At 57.5% G+C, this 15,509-nt stretch carries 14 protein-coding genes; 9 read left to right on the top strand and 5 right to left on the bottom strand.

Translation table 11 applies throughout. The features are described from left to right. Window positions 1-13: 13 nt before the first annotated feature. The 3 genes from QZ725_RS08910 to QZ725_RS08920 all read right to left on the bottom strand — a co-directional run bounded on the left by QZ725_RS08910 (window position 14) and on the right by QZ725_RS08920 (window position 2,170). On the bottom strand, window positions 14-670 hold the full coding sequence (locus QZ725_RS08910) for a PepSY-associated TM helix domain-containing protein (protein ID WP_293778642.1): 657 nt from the start codon (window positions 668-670) through the stop codon (window positions 14-16). A 149-nt stretch (window positions 671-819) separates the two neighbouring features. Next, entirely contained in the window at window positions 820-1,641 is an 822-nt protein-coding gene (locus QZ725_RS08915; RefSeq protein WP_293778644.1) for a DUF4198 domain-containing protein, read from the bottom strand. A gap of 16 nt (window positions 1,642-1,657) precedes the next feature. Then, window positions 1,658-2,170 carry a DUF2271 domain-containing protein gene (locus QZ725_RS08920; protein WP_293778646.1) on the bottom strand — a complete coding sequence of 171 codons (513 nt, stop codon included), beginning with the start codon at window positions 2,168-2,170 and terminating at the stop codon, window positions 1,658-1,660. A 380-nt stretch (window positions 2,171-2,550) separates the two neighbouring features. On the opposite strand from QZ725_RS08920, the gene QZ725_RS08925 reads away from it, so the two are divergent. Further along, a complete protein-coding gene (locus QZ725_RS08925; RefSeq protein WP_293778648.1) occupies window positions 2,551-3,006 on the top strand; it encodes an Hsp20 family protein in 456 nt (151 codons plus the stop codon). Window positions 3,007-3,289: 283 nt separating this feature from the next. Here the strand turns inward: QZ725_RS08925 and QZ725_RS08930 are convergent, their stop codons facing one another. Together QZ725_RS08930 and glpD are read right to left on the bottom strand one after the other, a co-directional pair. Beyond that, window positions 3,290-3,619, bottom strand: coding sequence for a hypothetical protein (locus QZ725_RS08930; RefSeq protein ID WP_293778650.1), 330 nt, complete (start codon window positions 3,617-3,619; stop codon window positions 3,290-3,292). A gap of 170 nt (window positions 3,620-3,789) precedes the next feature. After that, complete coding sequence (gene glpD, locus QZ725_RS08935) at window positions 3,790-5,217, bottom strand: glycerol-3-phosphate dehydrogenase (protein ID WP_293778651.1); 1,428 nt, start codon at window positions 5,215-5,217, stop codon at window positions 3,790-3,792. A gap of 233 nt (window positions 5,218-5,450) precedes the next feature. Here glpD and QZ725_RS08940 point away from each other — a divergent pair, with 233 nt between their 5' ends. From QZ725_RS08940 to QZ725_RS08975, 8 genes are all read left to right on the top strand, one after another. Further along, complete coding sequence (locus QZ725_RS08940; protein ID WP_293778652.1) at window positions 5,451-5,978, top strand: hypothetical protein; 528 nt, start codon at window positions 5,451-5,453, stop codon at window positions 5,976-5,978. A 190-nt stretch (window positions 5,979-6,168) separates the two neighbouring features. Continuing rightward, the gene (locus QZ725_RS08945) at window positions 6,169-6,348 is read left to right on the top strand and encodes a DUF3311 domain-containing protein (RefSeq protein WP_293778654.1); all 180 of its coding nucleotides are present in this window, start codon (window positions 6,169-6,171) and stop codon (window positions 6,346-6,348) included. Further along, entirely contained in the window at window positions 6,348-7,859 is a 1,512-nt protein-coding gene (gene mctP / locus QZ725_RS08950) for a monocarboxylate uptake permease MctP (RefSeq protein ID WP_293778656.1), read from the top strand. The genes QZ725_RS08945 and mctP overlap by 1 nt, the downstream gene beginning before the upstream one ends. 112 nt (window positions 7,860-7,971) lie before the next feature. After that, window positions 7,972-9,681, top strand: coding sequence for a DUF3300 domain-containing protein (locus QZ725_RS08955; protein WP_293778657.1), 1,710 nt, complete (start codon window positions 7,972-7,974; stop codon window positions 9,679-9,681). Between the two features lie 403 nt (window positions 9,682-10,084). Next, entirely contained in the window at window positions 10,085-12,289 is a 2,205-nt protein-coding gene (locus QZ725_RS08960; RefSeq protein ID WP_293778659.1) for a type I secretion system permease/ATPase, read from the top strand. After that, window positions 12,286-13,707, top strand: coding sequence for an HlyD family type I secretion periplasmic adaptor subunit (locus QZ725_RS08965; protein ID WP_293778661.1), 1,422 nt, complete (start codon window positions 12,286-12,288; stop codon window positions 13,705-13,707). Before QZ725_RS08960 ends, QZ725_RS08965 begins: the two co-directional genes overlap by 4 nt. Window positions 13,708-13,735: 28 nt before the next feature. Continuing rightward, entirely contained in the window at window positions 13,736-14,350 is a 615-nt protein-coding gene (locus QZ725_RS08970) for a response regulator transcription factor (protein ID WP_293778663.1), read from the top strand. Between the two features lie 141 nt (window positions 14,351-14,491). Continuing rightward, a partial coding sequence (locus tag QZ725_RS08975; protein WP_293778665.1) for a retention module-containing protein occupies window positions 14,492-15,509 on the top strand: 1,018 nt, incomplete at its 3' end.

The following is a 15,509-nucleotide window of genomic DNA, read 5'->3' on the forward strand; positions in this document are numbered from 1 at the left end:
GGAATACAAAGAATCAGTGGATGAACAGCATGGCGAGCACGACCGGCACGACCACACCGATGCCGATCAGCGGCCAGGTGTAAGGCCGATTGGCGGCATGCATCTTCAGCATGAAGAGGCCCGTGATGGCAAAGAACAGACAAGCGGCCGCAAAGATATCGATCAGCCAGCGCCATGCTAAGCCGGTATGACGGCCCTTGTGCAAGTCGTTGAGATAGGAAATCCAGCCGCGACTCGTGGTTTCATATTCGACTTCGCCGCTGGCGCGATCGATACGCAGCCACGCGTCGCCACCGGGGCGCGGCATGCTGATGTAGATTTCATCGGGAGACCAATCGACATCGCGCTGGCCGACATCGGCTGCCAGGTTTTGCCGCAGCCAGTCGGCCACGACGACCGGCAAGGTCGGATTCTTGCCCTTGTCGGCGACATCCCAGTTTTCCAGCAGATGCGTGAGTCGCTCAGGCAGTTGCGCGGTACGCAGCTTGATCTCGGGTTTGCTTTCGATGTGCTCGGCATTGTTGAGCGTGATGCCAGTGGCAGCAAACACCAGCATGCACATCAGGCTGATTGCCGCGCTGATCCAGTGCCATTGATACAGCGTCTTGAGCCACCAGGCCCGACGTTGATTGGGGATGCGCGCTTGTGGGGAAATTGCGGAAGAGTCCATATCTGGGCGCTATTCTACCAACAAATGGGAATTGTTCTCATTTGCGGGTTTGCGTTGCCGGATTCGGCACGGCGCGAACAGCGTGAAGCGTTTGAAAGTAGGCGGAGCGCCCGCCACCAGTCTGGCTGACGGGCGTACAAGAAGCGCAATTACGGTTGCAACACTTCTAGCGTGGCGGTGTAGCTGGCGCGACGTGCGGGATTTTCCAAGGTACCGACTTCGCCAGCCGCTGCGCGCGTGCCGGCATTCAGCCAGTACATGCCGGGTGCCGGCCATTTGACACTGAACTTGCCGTCCTTGTCTGTCTTGAGCTTGATCTCGTTGAGTTGATCGCGATAGCGCACACCGCCGGGCACGACGCTCACTTCCAGATCGGCGGCAGGTTTGCCATCGAGCGTGAAGATGAAGCTGCTGTTCTCACCCGCGAACAGATCGTTGGGATGCGTGACCGGCACCAGTTCCAGTCCTTTGCCGACGGGTTTCACCGGCGAGGGTTTGCCCGCGCTGACAAAGGTTTCGAGGCGGCTCTGGTTGCTGCTCACGTTGACGTCTTTGGCATCGGCCGGTACTTCCTTGGCGAAGTTGGCTGCTGCACCGCGCCAGCGCTTGGTTTCCGAGCCCTGCTTGTATGTGGCGAACAGCATTTCATTGACGGCGCTGATGCGGTAGGTGCCGGGCTGCGCGAGCTTCACGTCGAACACGCTGCGGAACTTGCCGGTGGCCTTGTTTTCTGCGTCGACCGTCTTGCCATCAGGCGCGGTGATGACGATGGCATCCAGCGACAGCGGGCGATGGTCGAAGTAGAACACTTCGTTCGAAACCGCTGCATCCACGGTTACATAAGGTGCTTCGCCCGACAGCACGGTGGACGAAGGCAGCAGCCAGGTGCGATGGGCGTGTGCTGCCATCGGCAGTGCCGTGGTCAACGAGAGGGCGAGTGCGGCAGTGCGCAGGACAGACCATTTCTTCATTCTTGCTTCCTTGTCTTCAGGGTTTCAATTGCAGGGAAATCTTGCCGAGTTCGTGTTCGCCCTGGGCGCTGGCGGCTTGTGCCGACTTGGCCGGCCACTGGAAAGGCACGCGGATCAGTTCGCGTCCGCCAACTTCACGTGCGGCTTCGACTACCAGCGCATATTCGCCAGCCGGTAACTTGTCGAGCGCGGTTTTCTTCGTATTGAAGGAGAGTGTGTGCTCGCCAGGTGCGCGCGTCGCGCCGCTTACGCCATCGACCGGCATGGTCAGCTCGCGCCCGCTCTTGCGCCACCATTGGCGCATGTCCTTGAGCCATTTCGTGCCATCGTTGTTCTTCATCTTGACGTCGTACCAGACCGCCAGATTCTGGACGAAGGACTGGTTGGCATCCTCGATCCAGAAAGCCACGTAGGGGCGATGGTATTCGGCAACAGTCAGGCGAGGAATCTCCACCTTCACGGCAAGATCGGCCGCAAGGACCGGGCTGGTCAGAGCGGCGCCCAGCAAAAACGAATAGCGGACATGCATGAAACGAACTCCTTTGAGCAATCGGAATGGGGAAGCAGAGGCCTGCCAGCGTGCGGCGCGTGCGAGCACGCGGACGACGTTCAGGCGGCGCACGTGGCAGAGGGCGAGTGCATTCGGCAACAAATGAAAATCATTCTCAAAAAGATTGTCGCCTAATGCATTCCCGTATGCAAGATGGGATTGTGTAAAGAAGTTTGAAGAGGCGCATGGCGCCGCGGGCTGGGCGATGGTGCACAAATCAGACATCAGACGCATCAGCATCAATTTCAAGTCTTCAAAAAAGGTCTTGAAAAAGTTTTGGCACTCCCTATATCGAATTCAGCGGATGCTCAACGGAGGTCCGCCCAATCTTATCGCTTGTTACTTGAAAGGATATAACCATGCGTACTTTTGATTTTTCTCCCCTCTACCGTTCCGCCATTGGCTTCGATCGCCTGGCCCAGCTGTTTGACGAGTCACAACGTGATGCGCAGCCCAGCTATCCGCCTTACAACATCGAACTGGTGAGCGAAGACCAATACCGCATCACGATGGCCGTTGCCGGTTTCGACCGTTCGGAAATCGAGATCGAAACCGAACGCGATACACTGAAGATCACGGGTCGCAAAGCACGTGAAGAAGGTGCGCGTAACTTCCTGCATCGCGGCATTGCTTCGCGCAACTTCGAGCACACCTTTCAGTTGGCAGATCACGTCCACGTGGTCGGTGCCAAGCTCGACAATGGTTTGCTCAACATCGAACTCAAGCGCGAAATTCCCGAAGCATTGAAGCCGCGCAAGATCGCCATCGATGGCGTTGCCGACAATGTGCATGCGCTGGAGCAGAAAGCGGCCTAAGCAGCGGGCTTTACCGCAGCGATGCGGCTGGATGAAAAACGCGGGCGTTGATGCCCGCGTTTTTTATGGTTGTTTTCCGTGACGGTATCCGGTTGCGAGAAGGGTAGTCCACCTCGAACACATGGATCGTAGTTACTGAAGAAACTACATAGTGCATTCCGGCTTTGACAAAAACGGAAAAAGTTCTGAGAGCGAGGCACGTAATTCGCCTTGCCATGCAAAAGGTCTGTGCATTAAGGAACACCGCCAACCATATTGACGGTGTTCCTTTTTTATTCCTCGCTCAGATTTCGACTTCCGGTTTGGGTTTGACTCGGCCCTCCGGTACGCCGCTGTCTTCATCGATCTCTTCTTCGATTGACTTCACACTTTCGGAACCGGCATCAATACGGTCGGAATCGATGTCTTCGGCCTGTCCGGTTTCGCGCATGTTTACGCTGGCGCGTTCGCCCGTGCCGGTGGAATCCGTGTCGCTATCGAAATCCACGAGGCCTGTCATGTCGCTACCGGAATCTGACCGGTCACTCGGGCCGAGCGCTGCTGTTCCGTGTCCGATGTCAGTACGACGGTCGGCTTGCAAGGTCTTGTCCAAATCCAGTGTCTCCTTGGCCATGATTTCTCCTGATCTGTTCAGATGAATTTCCATAGTAGAAGTCGCGCTGAAGAACGGGAATCAGAGATTGCAGTCGATTGCTGTAGGAATTCTGGCAGCGCGCGTCACGTTTGTGGCGTTATGCACAACTCTTGCGATATGGCTTCACACATGCTTTCCTTTGTCGCGCACTAGTTGATGGGTGTCGTGCTTTGAGCCAGCGCGGCATCGACCTTTGAGCCGTATCTTCGAACATATTGTTCGACGATACGAGGCGGGAGCATTGCGTATTGTTGTTGCTTTGAAAGCAGAAAATCGTCAAAACCCAATACGGTTTTGTTACTGGGTCCGGTGCCAAACAGATCGCCACCCGGCAGGCAGGCGGTGGCGGTCCAGTGCGCATTCGTGTTTTGTAAGAGCGGCGCAAGGCGATCAACAGCTTCTTCAGCGAGCTTGCGGTAGGTGGTGAGCTTGCCGCCGAAGACGGTCAGGATCGGCGCGCCAGCGGTGTCGAGATCCAACTGGTAATCACGCGTGGCAGCGGACGCGGTGGCGTGTTGGTGGTCGTCGTCATTGACCAGTGGACGCACGCCCGAAAAGCTGCGCACCACGTCGGCCGGTGTGATGGGATGCGCGAAATAGCGGTTGATGAGTGTGCACAAATAATCCACTTCGGCTGCTTCGATGGCGACTTTATCGGGATCGCCGTGGTATTCGACATCGGTGGTGCCGACCAGCGTGTAATCGTGCTGGTAGGGAATCGCGAACACGATGCGACCATCCGGATTCTGGAAGATGTAGGCGTGGTCATGATCGAACAGTTTGCGCACGACGATGTGGCTGCCTTTGACGAGGCGCAGCGATTTGCTGCTGCGACCGTGCACGGTGTGATGCAGGAAACTCGCTGCCCACGGGCCGGTGGCGTTGACGATGGTGCGGGTGTGAATCTGGCGTGTGCTGCCGTCGGCATGCTGCAGGGTCGCCAGCCAGTGATCGGCATGGCGTTGCAAGGCAGTGCAGCGGGTGTGCGTGAGGATGGTCGCGCCATGTTCGGCGGCATCTTGCGCGTTGAGTTCGACCAGGCGCGCATCATCGACCCAGGCATCCGAATAGACGAAGCCTTTGGTAAAGGCCGGCTTGAGTGGCGCACCTGCGGGATGCGTGCGCAGATCGATGCCGTGCGAGCCCGGCAGGAGTTCGCGCTTGGCGAGGTGATCGTAGAGGAACAGGCCGAGCCGGATCAGCCATGCCGGGCGTTGGCCACGATCGTGTGGCATGACGAAACGCAAGGGGCGAATCAAATGCGGCGCGATGCGCATCAGCACTTCGCGTTCGATGAGTGCCTTGCGCACAAGGCCAAATTCATATTGTTCGAGATAGCGCAGCCCGCCGTGAATCAGTTTGGTCGAGGCCGATGAGGTATGCGCGGCCAATTCGTCCTTTTCACATAGCAGCACCGACATGCCGCGTCCGCTGGCGTCGCGCGCAATGCCGGCACCGTTGATGCCGCCGCCGATCACCAGCAGATCGACAAACGGCTGGTCGATTGTATCGACCGGTAAAGTGCTTGCGTGGGATACGCGTTCTGCCGAATCTTGTCTTTCGAGCGGATAAGCCATGCGGTATTTACTCCCTTTTTCCTACATCGTAATCAGGCTTGCGCTGATGGTACGGGTGCGGCGCGCTCCGTAGAATTGCTACCCATCAACACCGGAGCCGGCGGTTCGAAAATATACCGGCACCAATTCCCAACGCAGCCCGAGAGGCTGCGTTTTCTTTTTTGCGATGTTCCCGAACCATTGGATGCAATGCCCAGGTTACACTGTAACGTCATCGTCGCCGGGGCGCGTTCATGTTCTTGTTCGAAGCTGCATTTTGGGAAGTGTCGAGCTACGTCGTGGCGACACTGGGTTTGCCGTTTGCCATCTTTCTGTTCCTTCACGAGCAGCGCAAGGAGCGTGATGCCGAAGACGAAGCGGCCTATCAATCCGTGCAGGATGCCTACAATGCCTTCCTCAAGATCGTGCTCGACAATCCCGATCTGCGCTTGCGCAGTACCACCGCCAGCATGCATTTGAGCGACGAGCAGCACGAACGCATGCTGATCATCTTTGAAATGTTGGTTGCGCTGTTCGAGCGTGCCTATCTGGTGGCGTACCAGCCCAACCTCAGCGGCGCGGCGCAAAAGCGCTGGCACTCATGGGACGACTACATGCGCGAATGGTGCCGTCGGGAAGATTTCTATCTGTTGTTGCCACAATTGCTGCGTGGCGAAGATGAGGAATTTGCTGCCTACATCCGGGGCGTGGCCGAACAGGAGCAGCGACTTTTCCACGCCAATTCCGCTTCCGTGACTGCCCACACCCCGCCAAGCTTGTAAGGTTTGTCGAAGGAAGTTAATGAACGCATTAAAATATCGTTAATATGCGGTTAAATTCGCTCTTCTTCGCCTAAAATTTGTAAAAAACGGATTTTGATCCTCCGCTTCCTGTCAAAATACAGGCCGGTTATTCGCCCGTAGTTTGCCTGTTCCGGGTAGCCGTTCGAATAAAAACGACAAGGAGATCATCATGCGGTTTTTGCTGCTGCTGCCGTTCATCGGCTTGCTCTGGGTGCCGTTCTACAACCATGAAACACCCACCCTGTTTGGCTTTCCTTTCTATTACTGGTATCAACTGGCCTGGGTGCCGTTGACTTCCTTCCTCATCTGGCTCGTCTATCGCGACGGCAAACGCAAAGGGGAAGAATGATGGAAAACCAGATCAACTGGACTGCCCTCGGCATCTTCATTTTCTTCTTCGCGCTGGTGACGGTGCTGGGCTTCATTGCCTCGCGCTGGCAACGTGGTGGCGATGCGCATAAGGGTGAGCATCTCGACGAATGGGGTCTCGGCGGCCGTAACTTCGGTACCTGGATTACCTGGTTCCTAGTTGGTGGCGATTTCTATACGGCCTACACCGTCATCGCTGTGCCGGCACTGGTTTATGCAGTGGGTGCCTATGGTTTCTTCGCGCTGCCGTACACCATCATTGTCTATCCGATCGTGTTTGCGATCATGCCTAAGCTGTGGAAAGTCGCGCATCGTGACGGCCACGTGACGGCAGCGGATGTGGTCTATGGCCGCTACAGCTCGCGCGCGCTGGAGTTCGCGATTGCACTGACCGGCGTGGTTGCCACCATGCCGTACATCGCCCTGCAGCTGGTTGGCATGGAAGTCGTGATCAAGGCGCTCGGCCTGACCGGCGAATTGCCGATCGCCGCGGCCTTTGCGATTCTCGCGCTGTATACCTACTCGGCTGGCTTGCGCGCGCCGGCGCTGATCGCTTTCGTCAAGGATCTGATGATCTACATCGTCGTGCTGGTGGCGGTGGTGCTGGTGCCGATGAAGCTGGGCGGTTATGGCGTGGTGTTCCGTTCGGCCAGTGAAGCGTTCACGGCCAAGGGCGGCGCGACCGGCCTGTATCTGCAGCCGCAACAGATGTTGCCATTCGCGACGCTGGCGTTGGGTTCGGCACTGGCTGCGTTCATGTATCCGCACACGCTGACCGGCATCTTCGCCGCAAAGAGTGCCGATACGATCCGCAAGAACGCGATCTTCCTGCCGGCTTACACCATCCTGCTGGGTTTGATCGCCTTGCTGGGTTTCATGGGTCACGCCGCAGGCATCGGCATCAAGAACAACAATGATGTCGTTCCGGCCTTGTTCAATGCCTTGTTCCCAAGCTGGTTCACGGGCTTCGCGTTCGCCGCTATTGCCATCGGTGCCTTGGTGCCGGCTGCCGTGATGTCGATCGGTGCGTCGAACCTGTTCACACGTAACTTCTGGAAGCCGTACATCAATCCGGCGATTGACGATGCTGGTGAGCAAAAGGTTGCCAAAATCGTGTCACTGGTGGTGAAGGTGGGTGCGCTGGTGTTCATCCTGTTCCTGCCGACCAAGTTTGCGCTTGATCTGCAATTGCTCGGTGGCGCATGGATTTTGCAAACCTTCCCGGCAGTGGTGTTCGGCCTGTTCCTGAACTGGTTCCGTGCGCCGGCATTGTTGGCTGGTTGGGCAGTCGGTCTGACAGCCGGTACGTGGATGGTCTTTTCTGACGGCATCAAGCCCGTGCATACGCTCATGATCGGCGATGCTAGTTATACCGTGTACACCGGATTGCTGGCTTTGGCGTTGAACATAGCAGTTGCAGTGGTAGTCCAATTGATCATGGGAACGCGTGGCGCGCAAAGCGCCCCGGCAATGACGGGGCAAAAGCAGTAAGCCACGCATCCCTTTGAAGCCGAGACGAGGCAGGTGCCTCGTCTCGCGGAAAGAGGTGGGTGGCATCATGCAAGCGAACAAACGGACTGGCCCAGCAGCAATGCGAACCGCAATGGTTTCGTCATTGCTGGCTGGATTGATGGGTTTGGCCGGTTGTGACCGTGCCAATATGGACCCGGTGGCGTCCAAGCCACCGGCGACCCAAGCACCTGCGGCCGCTGTTACACCGACAGCCTATGTGCCGCCGACAGCAGAACAACTCACGCAACTGGTCGCCCCGATTGCCCTGTTTCCCGACAAACTGGTCGCGCAGGTATTGGCAGGCGCCACTTATCCCGATCAGGTCACGGCAGCCAATCAATGGCTGGCGCAAAATCCCGCTCTCAAGGACCAAGCATTGCAGGATGCTGCCAATCGACAGCCCTGGGATGTCAGCATCAAGTCGCTGGTTGTCTTTCCTTCCGTGTTGAATCAGATGGCAAGCAATATCCAGTGGACGACGGCGCTGGGACAAGCCTATGCCGATGATCCCGAAGATGTCATGAATGCCATTCAGGCGCTGCGTCTGAAGGCGCAACGGGCGGGTAATTTGCATACGTCGGAAAAGCTGCGCGTGACGGCGGTGCCGCGCAGTTTGCCTAGCAATGACGATGAACGCGCGTTCGTCGTTCCGCCACCATCGCAAACTATCGTGATCGAACCGGCTCGGCCGGACGTGGTGTACGTGCCTGACTACAATCCGGCCGTTGTCTATGGCGCGCCTGTGCCGGTCTATCCGCGTTACGTCTATCGTCCTGCATCGAGTGGGCCGGATGTCGTGACGACTGGCGTGATCTCGTTTGGCATCGGCGTTATCGTTGGCTCGGCCTTCCACCACGGCGGCTGGCATGCGTGGGGTGTCGATTGGGGTGCACCACCGCCGGTGCCGGTGCCTGTATATGGTGGCCCGCCACCGTGGCATCGTCCGGCCGTCATCTATAACAACAATACGTATGTAACGAACTCGACTACCGTCATCCAGCGTAACCGCATCACCAATGTGCGTAGCAATCATGTCGTGACGCGCGAATTGCCGCCTCCGGGTAGGCCAGAACCTTCACCGATGAACGGTGTGTCGCCCAATGTCGGACCGGGAAATGGCGTGTCTCTACGGTCCAGCGCCGTCGGCGTTCGCCATGATGGGTCGATGACCATGCCGCATTTCAACCCGACTGACATGCGACCCGGACAGCGGCCGCCACCGCGTAATGACGCAAATGCCGATGTGCGCGCGGCATTCCGTCCCGAAATGCCGCGGTTAACCGGTTCGGAACATCATGCCGGTCCGGATCGGCCGCTGTCTGAGCGCCAGGGTCAGGATCGCCCGGACGTGGCACAGCCGAATCGGTCGACAGAACGGCGTGCAGCACATCGAGATGCGCAACGACCGTCTGCGCCGCCAGCCCTAACGGGTGAATCCTTGCGCAGCGACAGGCAGCAAATGCCGGCACGCCCGGTGTTCACACAAGAGAGCCGCCAGATGAATCCTGCGCGTCGGGATGCCGAACAGGAAAGGCCGGCTGCGCCGAATCGCGAACTGCAGCAGCGGCCTTCGCAATCACTGCGTAGCAAAACGATAGATAGGGGTGAACGCCCCGTGCGACACCAGGATGCGCCGAGACCGGAGCAACGCGAGCCGGTTCGGGTAATGCCGCAGGCGCACGATTCTCGTCCGGCGCCACCGTCGATTCCTCGCGAGAGCCCGCACGCCGCTGCGCCACACGCGCCTGCACATGAAGTACCGCATCGTGACAAAAAGGAGGAGCGCAAGGAAGGTCGCTGAAGCAAGCGCACTTGAAGAAACGGCCAAGATATTTGAAACACAGAGGGGCACGATGTACCAAAAAGCCTGCGTACTTCGCAGGCTTTTTATTTACTGCGAGCTCAAATATCTCTCGTTTATGGGAGACTTCGGCCCTTTTAAATGGCAAAACGATTCCTCATGGAAACTTATTTGTTATTTTTTGTTGCTTCGCTACGCCACACTCGTGGAATGCTTGGAATACGGCAATATTTGCATACATAATTCATCGGTCACACCAGAGAGAAATGCACGTTTTCCCTCTGCAAACAGAATTGCTTGGGTCAATGATGTTTTTGCGATCCTGACTTTTTTGCAATGTCGGCAGGAATTATGTACGACGTCACGATCAACGCAGTCAAGGGTGAACCGGAGCAACGGGCGAATGAGCCAACAAGAGCAATCCACCGATAAGGACCCAGAACACATCGGTCGCCCGGCGGGCAATCACTTCATCAAGGGTTTGCGGGAAGACATCCTGCATCACGATCCATTGCTCGATTGTCTGGTGCAATTGACGCGCATTCATGGTCGCCCCAGCACACACGCCTCGTTGTCCGCAGGTTTGCCGCTGCTGAATGGTTTGCTGACGCCTTCGCTGTTTTCGCGTGCTGCGGCCCGGGCCGGTTTTTCCAGCAAGGTCGTGCGCCGTCCGCTTGATGAAATCGACACTGCCTTGCTGCCCGTTATTCTGCTGCTGCAGGATAACGAAGCTTGCCTGCTGCTGCGCTGGGAAGGCGATACCGCGCATTTGCTGTTCCCGGATACGGACCAGGGCGCCGTCACCCTGTCGCGCGAAGAACTGACGCAACGCTACAGCGGCGCCGCGATCTTTGCGCGTCCGCATTTTCGTTTCGACCAACGCACGCCATCCTTCGCCAAGCTGCCACAACGCCACTGGTTCTGGGGCGCATTGCTGGAGCAGGTGCCGATCTTCAAGGATGTGCTGGCAGCGGCGCTGCTGATCAACCTGTTTGCCTTGACCATGCCGTTGTTCTCGATGAACGTGTACGACCGCGTGGTGCCGAATTTTGCTGAAGAAACGCTGTGGGTATTCGCAGTCGGCATGCTGCTGGTTCTGGTGATGGATTACGCGATTCGTCTGATGCGGGCGCATTTCGTCGATCTGGCGAGTGCGCGTATCGATCTCAAGCTATCGTCGCTGATCATGGAGCGAGTGCTCGGCATGCGTCTGTCCCATCGTCCGGCGTCGGTGGGTGCCTTTGCCTCCAATCTCCGTTCGTTCGAAACCGTGCGCGATTTCTTCGCCTCTGCCACCGTGACGACGCTGATCGATCTGCCGTTTGCGGTCCTGTTCCTGCTGGTGCTGGCCTGGATTTCGTGGCCACTGGTTTTCCTGCCGCTGATCGGCATCGTGGCGGTGGTGATCTACAGCTACATTATCCAGCACAAAATGCACAATCTGTCTGAAACCACGTTCCGTGCCTCGGCGTTGCGCAATGCCACGTTGGTGGAAAGCCTGACTTCGCTGGAAACCATCAAGGCACACGGTGCCGAGAGTCAGATGCAGGAAAAATGGGAAAACGCCACGGCTTTCCTCGCACGCGTGAGCAGCCAGTTGCGCTTGCTGTCGCAATCGAGCACCAACGGCGCGGCGCAATTGCAGCAATTCATCAACGTCAGCATGATCGTTGCCGGCGTTTATCTGATTCACGAACGCATGTTGACGATGGGCGGCCTGATTGCTGCCACCATGCTGGCTGGTCGTGCGATGGCACCCCTCGGTCAAGTCGTTGGTCTGTTGCTGCAATTCCAGAATGCCAAGACGGCACTGGCAGCGCTGGAAGGCGTCATGAATACGCCGGCCGAGCGTGCCGATGAGGGCGGCTATGTGCATCGTCCTGAAATGCGCGGCGAGATCGAATTCCGCAATGTGTCGTTCAGCTATCCCGGCCGCAAGGAAAAAGCGCTGGAAAACATCAACCTGCGCATTGCGCCGGGTGAGCATGTGGTGGTGATCGGCCGTATCGGTTCCGGCAAGACCACCTTGCAAAAACTGATTCTCGGTCTGTTTGAGCCAACCGATGGCGCCGTTCTGTTCGATGGCGTCGATCTGCGCCAGCTCGATCCGGCCGATTTGCGTCGCAATGTCGGTTATGTCGAGCAGGATTGCATTCTGTTCTACGGTTCCTTGCGCCAGAACATCGCGATTCGTGCACCGTATGCCGACGATTTGGCGATCGTGGCGGCGGCCGAACTGGGTGGCCTGGCGGATTTCGTCAATCGGCATCCTGAAGGCTTCGACATGCCTATCAGTGAGCGCGGTGAATCGCTATCTGGCGGACAGCGCCAGGGCATCGCCGTGGCGCGCGCGGTACTGCTCGATCCGCCTGTTTTGCTGCTGGATGAACCGACCAGTGCCATGGATTTCTCTTCCGAGGCGCAATTGAAGGAACGTCTGCGCACGTTTGCCGAACACAAGACCATGATTACCGTAACGCATCGCAGTAGCCTGATGGATCTGGCCACGCGCGTGATCGTCATGGATGGTGGCCGTATCGTCGCCGATGGCCCGCGCGAACAGATCATTGCGGCGTTGCAGGCCGGCCGGATTGCGAGGGCGACATGAATATCGTCGAACGCCTGATCAACTGGGCCAAGAAACTGCATCGCGTACTCGAAGCGATTCGCGTGCGCATCGAATCTAAGACGCCGCACTGGTTGCTGCGTTGGCGCGATGATCCCAAGCCGGTCGAAAGCGATTTCGTCACTGATGCCGATCATTTCATCATTCAGCAGGAGCCCTTGCGTGCACGCGTGCTGGTGCGTGGCTTGCTGATTGCCATCCTGCTATTCATCGTGTGGGCGGCGCTGGCACGTATCGACGAGATCACCAAAGGTGATGGCAAGGTGATTCCATCGCGCCAACTGCAAGTGCTGCAGAGCCTGGATGGCGGTATCGTTGCCGACATTCAGGTACGCGAAGGTCAGCTGGTCAGTGCCGGTCAGGTCTTGCTGCAGATCGATCCGACGCGTTTCGAATCGTCGGTACGCGAGAACCGTGCACAGTATCTGTCGCTGGCGGCCAAGGCAGCGCGTCTGCAAGCCATCGGTACTAACCAACCGTTCAAGCTGTCGGAAGAAGTGCTACGCGAAGATCCGAAAACGGCAGAGGAAGAGCGTCGTCTGTACGAAACCGCGACCTCGGAATTGCAGGCTCAGGTGTCGATTGCGCAGCAGCAGATGTATCAGAAGCAGCAGGAGTTGTCGGAAGCGCGGGTCAAGCAAGCGCAAGCTGCCCAAGCCTATGAATCGACAACCAAGGAGCTGGCCGTGACCAAGCCGTTGCTGAATTCAGGCGCCGTCTCGGAAGTCGAGTTGCTGCGTTTGGAGCGCGATGTGGCGCGCTTCCGTGCCGAGCGTGACGTGGCTGGTGCGCAGATCGCGCGTGCGCAGTCGGCCATTGCCGAAGCCACGCGCAAGATACAGGAAGTGGAACTGACGGCGCGCAATACCGCCAGCAAGGAATATTCCGAAACCATGGCCAAGTTGAATGCCCTGACGCAGGGCAGCACAGGCCTAGCAGACAAGGTCAAGCAGGCGTCGATTCGGGCGCCGGTCAAGGGCACGGTCAAACGCCTGATGGTCAATACGGTGGGCGGTGTCGTTCAACCGGGCAAGGATATTGTTGAAATCGTGCCATTTGAAGATACCTTGCTGCTGGAAGCGCGTGTTTTGCCGAAAGATATCGCTTTCCTGAAGCCAGGGCAGCCAGCCATCGTCAAGTTTACGGCTTACGATTTCTCGATTTACGGCGGCCTCGATGCCAAGCTCGAACACATCGGTGCTGACTCGATCACGGATGACAAGGGCAATACCTATTACACAGTTCGCGTGCGGACCGATAAATCCGTTATTGGCGACAATCTCCCGATCATTCCGGGCATGGTGGCCGAAGTGGACATCATCACGGGTAAAAAATCCATCCTGTCGTATCTGATGAAGCCGGTCCTGCGCGCCAAGCAGGCGGCAATGACGGAACGATAGGCGAACAAAAATCAAGGCGAGAGTGCAGTTGGCTGGATCGAAACATCTTTTTCTGTCGCAAGATGGCGAGGGCTTGCCGCGCTGGCAGCAGCTTTTTGCCGATGGCCGTGTTGCCCGTATTGGGGCGGCGACAGGACCGTCTGCACTGGTCTGGCTGCGTTTGCCTGGTGCCGAGTCGCCGGTAGTGCAGTTGCAGAGGATTCGCGAAGCCTGTCTGCTTGGCAGTTGTATCGTGCTGAGCGACGAGCCGCAGGACGACGAAGCGCTGCTGGCCCTGTCGGCTGGCGCACGCGGTTATGCCAATAGCCACGCTACAGCCGAGGTATTGCAGCAAATAGCCATGGTGGTGTCGCAAGGCGGACTGTGGGTGGGCGAATCACTGATGCAGAAGCTTATTGCGCGCAGTGTCGAACTCGTGAAACCTCCGGTGGATTTGAGTCTGCGCGTGGAAGAGGTGCTGACCCAGCGCGAACTGGAAGTGGCACGCACCATCGTTACAGGCGCCAGCAACAAGGAAATCGCCCGCCAGTTGCATATCGCAGAGCGTACGGTCAAGGCGCATATCAGCGCCATTTTCGACAAGCTTCAGGTTCGCGATCGTCTGCAATTGGCGATGTTGATTCGTGATCAACAATCGCGCTAAACGCGCAAATCTCTTCTTTTTCCCTTCGCGTTAACAATTGTTGACGCTTTTTGTTGCCGGGTAGTACCAAGGTACTATGTCCGCGCGGCAATGCCTTGGCTAGAGTCATGATCATCTCCCCTCTTTATGTCTGGAAACATCATGGCTCGTTCGGAAACCGTTGTCGGCAAGGTCGTTGCGCTCAAGGGTGACGTATTCGTCCGTCTCGAAGACGGCACGATGATCCGCCTCAAGCTGGGCGACGAAGTCCGCGAAGGCGATGTGATCGTTACTGCTTCCGGCGCCAGTGTCGAACTTGGTTTTCCTGACAACCATACTTATGCCGTTCGTGAAAACGAAGTTGTCACGCTCGATGCCAGCGTGATCGGTAACGAGATCGACTCACGTAATGCCGCTCTGGTCGCACGCGTCAACGAGAACGTCGATATCCAGAACGTCATCGCGCAGGGCGGCAGCCTCGATGAATTGCTGGAAGAAACCGAAGCCGGTATCGGTGGTGGCGGTGGTGACGCGGGCCACACCTTCGTCATGCTGGATCGTATTGTCGAAGCAGTCGCGCCGCTCAACTTTGCATTCGGTACGACCGATCGCACCACCATTCCTGAATTCCGTTACGCACAAGGGTCGCAGGTAACCTCTTCGACTGTCAGTACGCCAACCGTGGTTGGTGTCAGCAGCGATGCACAGACGGAAGGAACGAACCTCAGTCATACCGTTACCCTGTCCGCAGCGACCACGACTACGACGACCTACGCCTTCACGCTGGCAGGCAACACGGCTTCGGCAAGCGATTTCGGCGCGCCGACGTTCAGCAACGGCGTGACCTACGACAGCGTAGCCGGCACAATCAGCGTTCCTGCTGGCGTGACCAGCTTCACCGTGACGATTCCAACGATCAACGACAACATTCATGAAGCCAACGAGACACTCGATCTGTCAGTTGGCGGTGTTGCAGCAGTTGGTACGATTCTCGACAATGATGCAGTACCAACGATTGGCAGCATCGGTAGCCCAAGTACTACAGAGGGTGGGGACCTGACGTATGCCGTTACGCTCACCAATCCATCGAGCACATCGACAACGTATCCATTTACGCTCGGTGGCGGTACGGCAGGTTCTGGCGACTTTGGCACGCCAACCTTCACCAATGGTGTGACCT

Origin of the sequence: uncultured Oxalicibacterium sp., from assembly GCF_913776015.1 — a bacterium.
Taxonomy (GTDB): domain Bacteria; phylum Pseudomonadota; class Gammaproteobacteria; order Burkholderiales; family Burkholderiaceae_D; genus Oxalicibacterium.

What these genes read in the sequence shown, in the direction of transcription:
- QZ725_RS08930 (WP_293778650.1), bottom strand. Translation starts at nt 3,619, where the DNA reads ATGGCCAAGGAGACACTGGATTTGGACAAGACCTTGCAAGCCGACCGT.
- QZ725_RS08915 (WP_293778644.1), bottom strand. Translation starts at nt 1,641, where the DNA reads ATGAAGAAATGGTCTGTCCTGCGCACTGCCGCACTCGCCCTCTCGTTG.
- glpD (WP_293778651.1), bottom strand. Translation starts at nt 5,217, where the DNA reads ATGGCTTATCCGCTCGAAAGACAAGATTCGGCAGAACGCGTATCCCAC.
- QZ725_RS08945 (WP_293778654.1), top strand. Translation starts at nt 6,169, where the DNA reads ATGCGGTTTTTGCTGCTGCTGCCGTTCATCGGCTTGCTCTGGGTGCCG.
- QZ725_RS08940 (WP_293778652.1), top strand. Translation starts at nt 5,451, where the DNA reads ATGTTCTTGTTCGAAGCTGCATTTTGGGAAGTGTCGAGCTACGTCGTG.
- QZ725_RS08960 (WP_293778659.1), top strand. Translation starts at nt 10,085, where the DNA reads ATGAGCCAACAAGAGCAATCCACCGATAAGGACCCAGAACACATCGGT.
- QZ725_RS08965 (WP_293778661.1), top strand. Translation starts at nt 12,286, where the DNA reads ATGAATATCGTCGAACGCCTGATCAACTGGGCCAAGAAACTGCATCGC.
- QZ725_RS08920 (WP_293778646.1), bottom strand. Translation starts at nt 2,170, where the DNA reads ATGCATGTCCGCTATTCGTTTTTGCTGGGCGCCGCTCTGACCAGCCCG.
- QZ725_RS08910 (WP_293778642.1), bottom strand. Translation starts at nt 670, where the DNA reads ATGGACTCTTCCGCAATTTCCCCACAAGCGCGCATCCCCAATCAACGT.
- QZ725_RS08925 (WP_293778648.1), top strand. Translation starts at nt 2,551, where the DNA reads ATGCGTACTTTTGATTTTTCTCCCCTCTACCGTTCCGCCATTGGCTTC.
- QZ725_RS08955 (WP_293778657.1), top strand. Translation starts at nt 7,972, where the DNA reads ATGGTTTCGTCATTGCTGGCTGGATTGATGGGTTTGGCCGGTTGTGAC.
- mctP (WP_293778656.1), top strand. Translation starts at nt 6,348, where the DNA reads ATGGAAAACCAGATCAACTGGACTGCCCTCGGCATCTTCATTTTCTTC.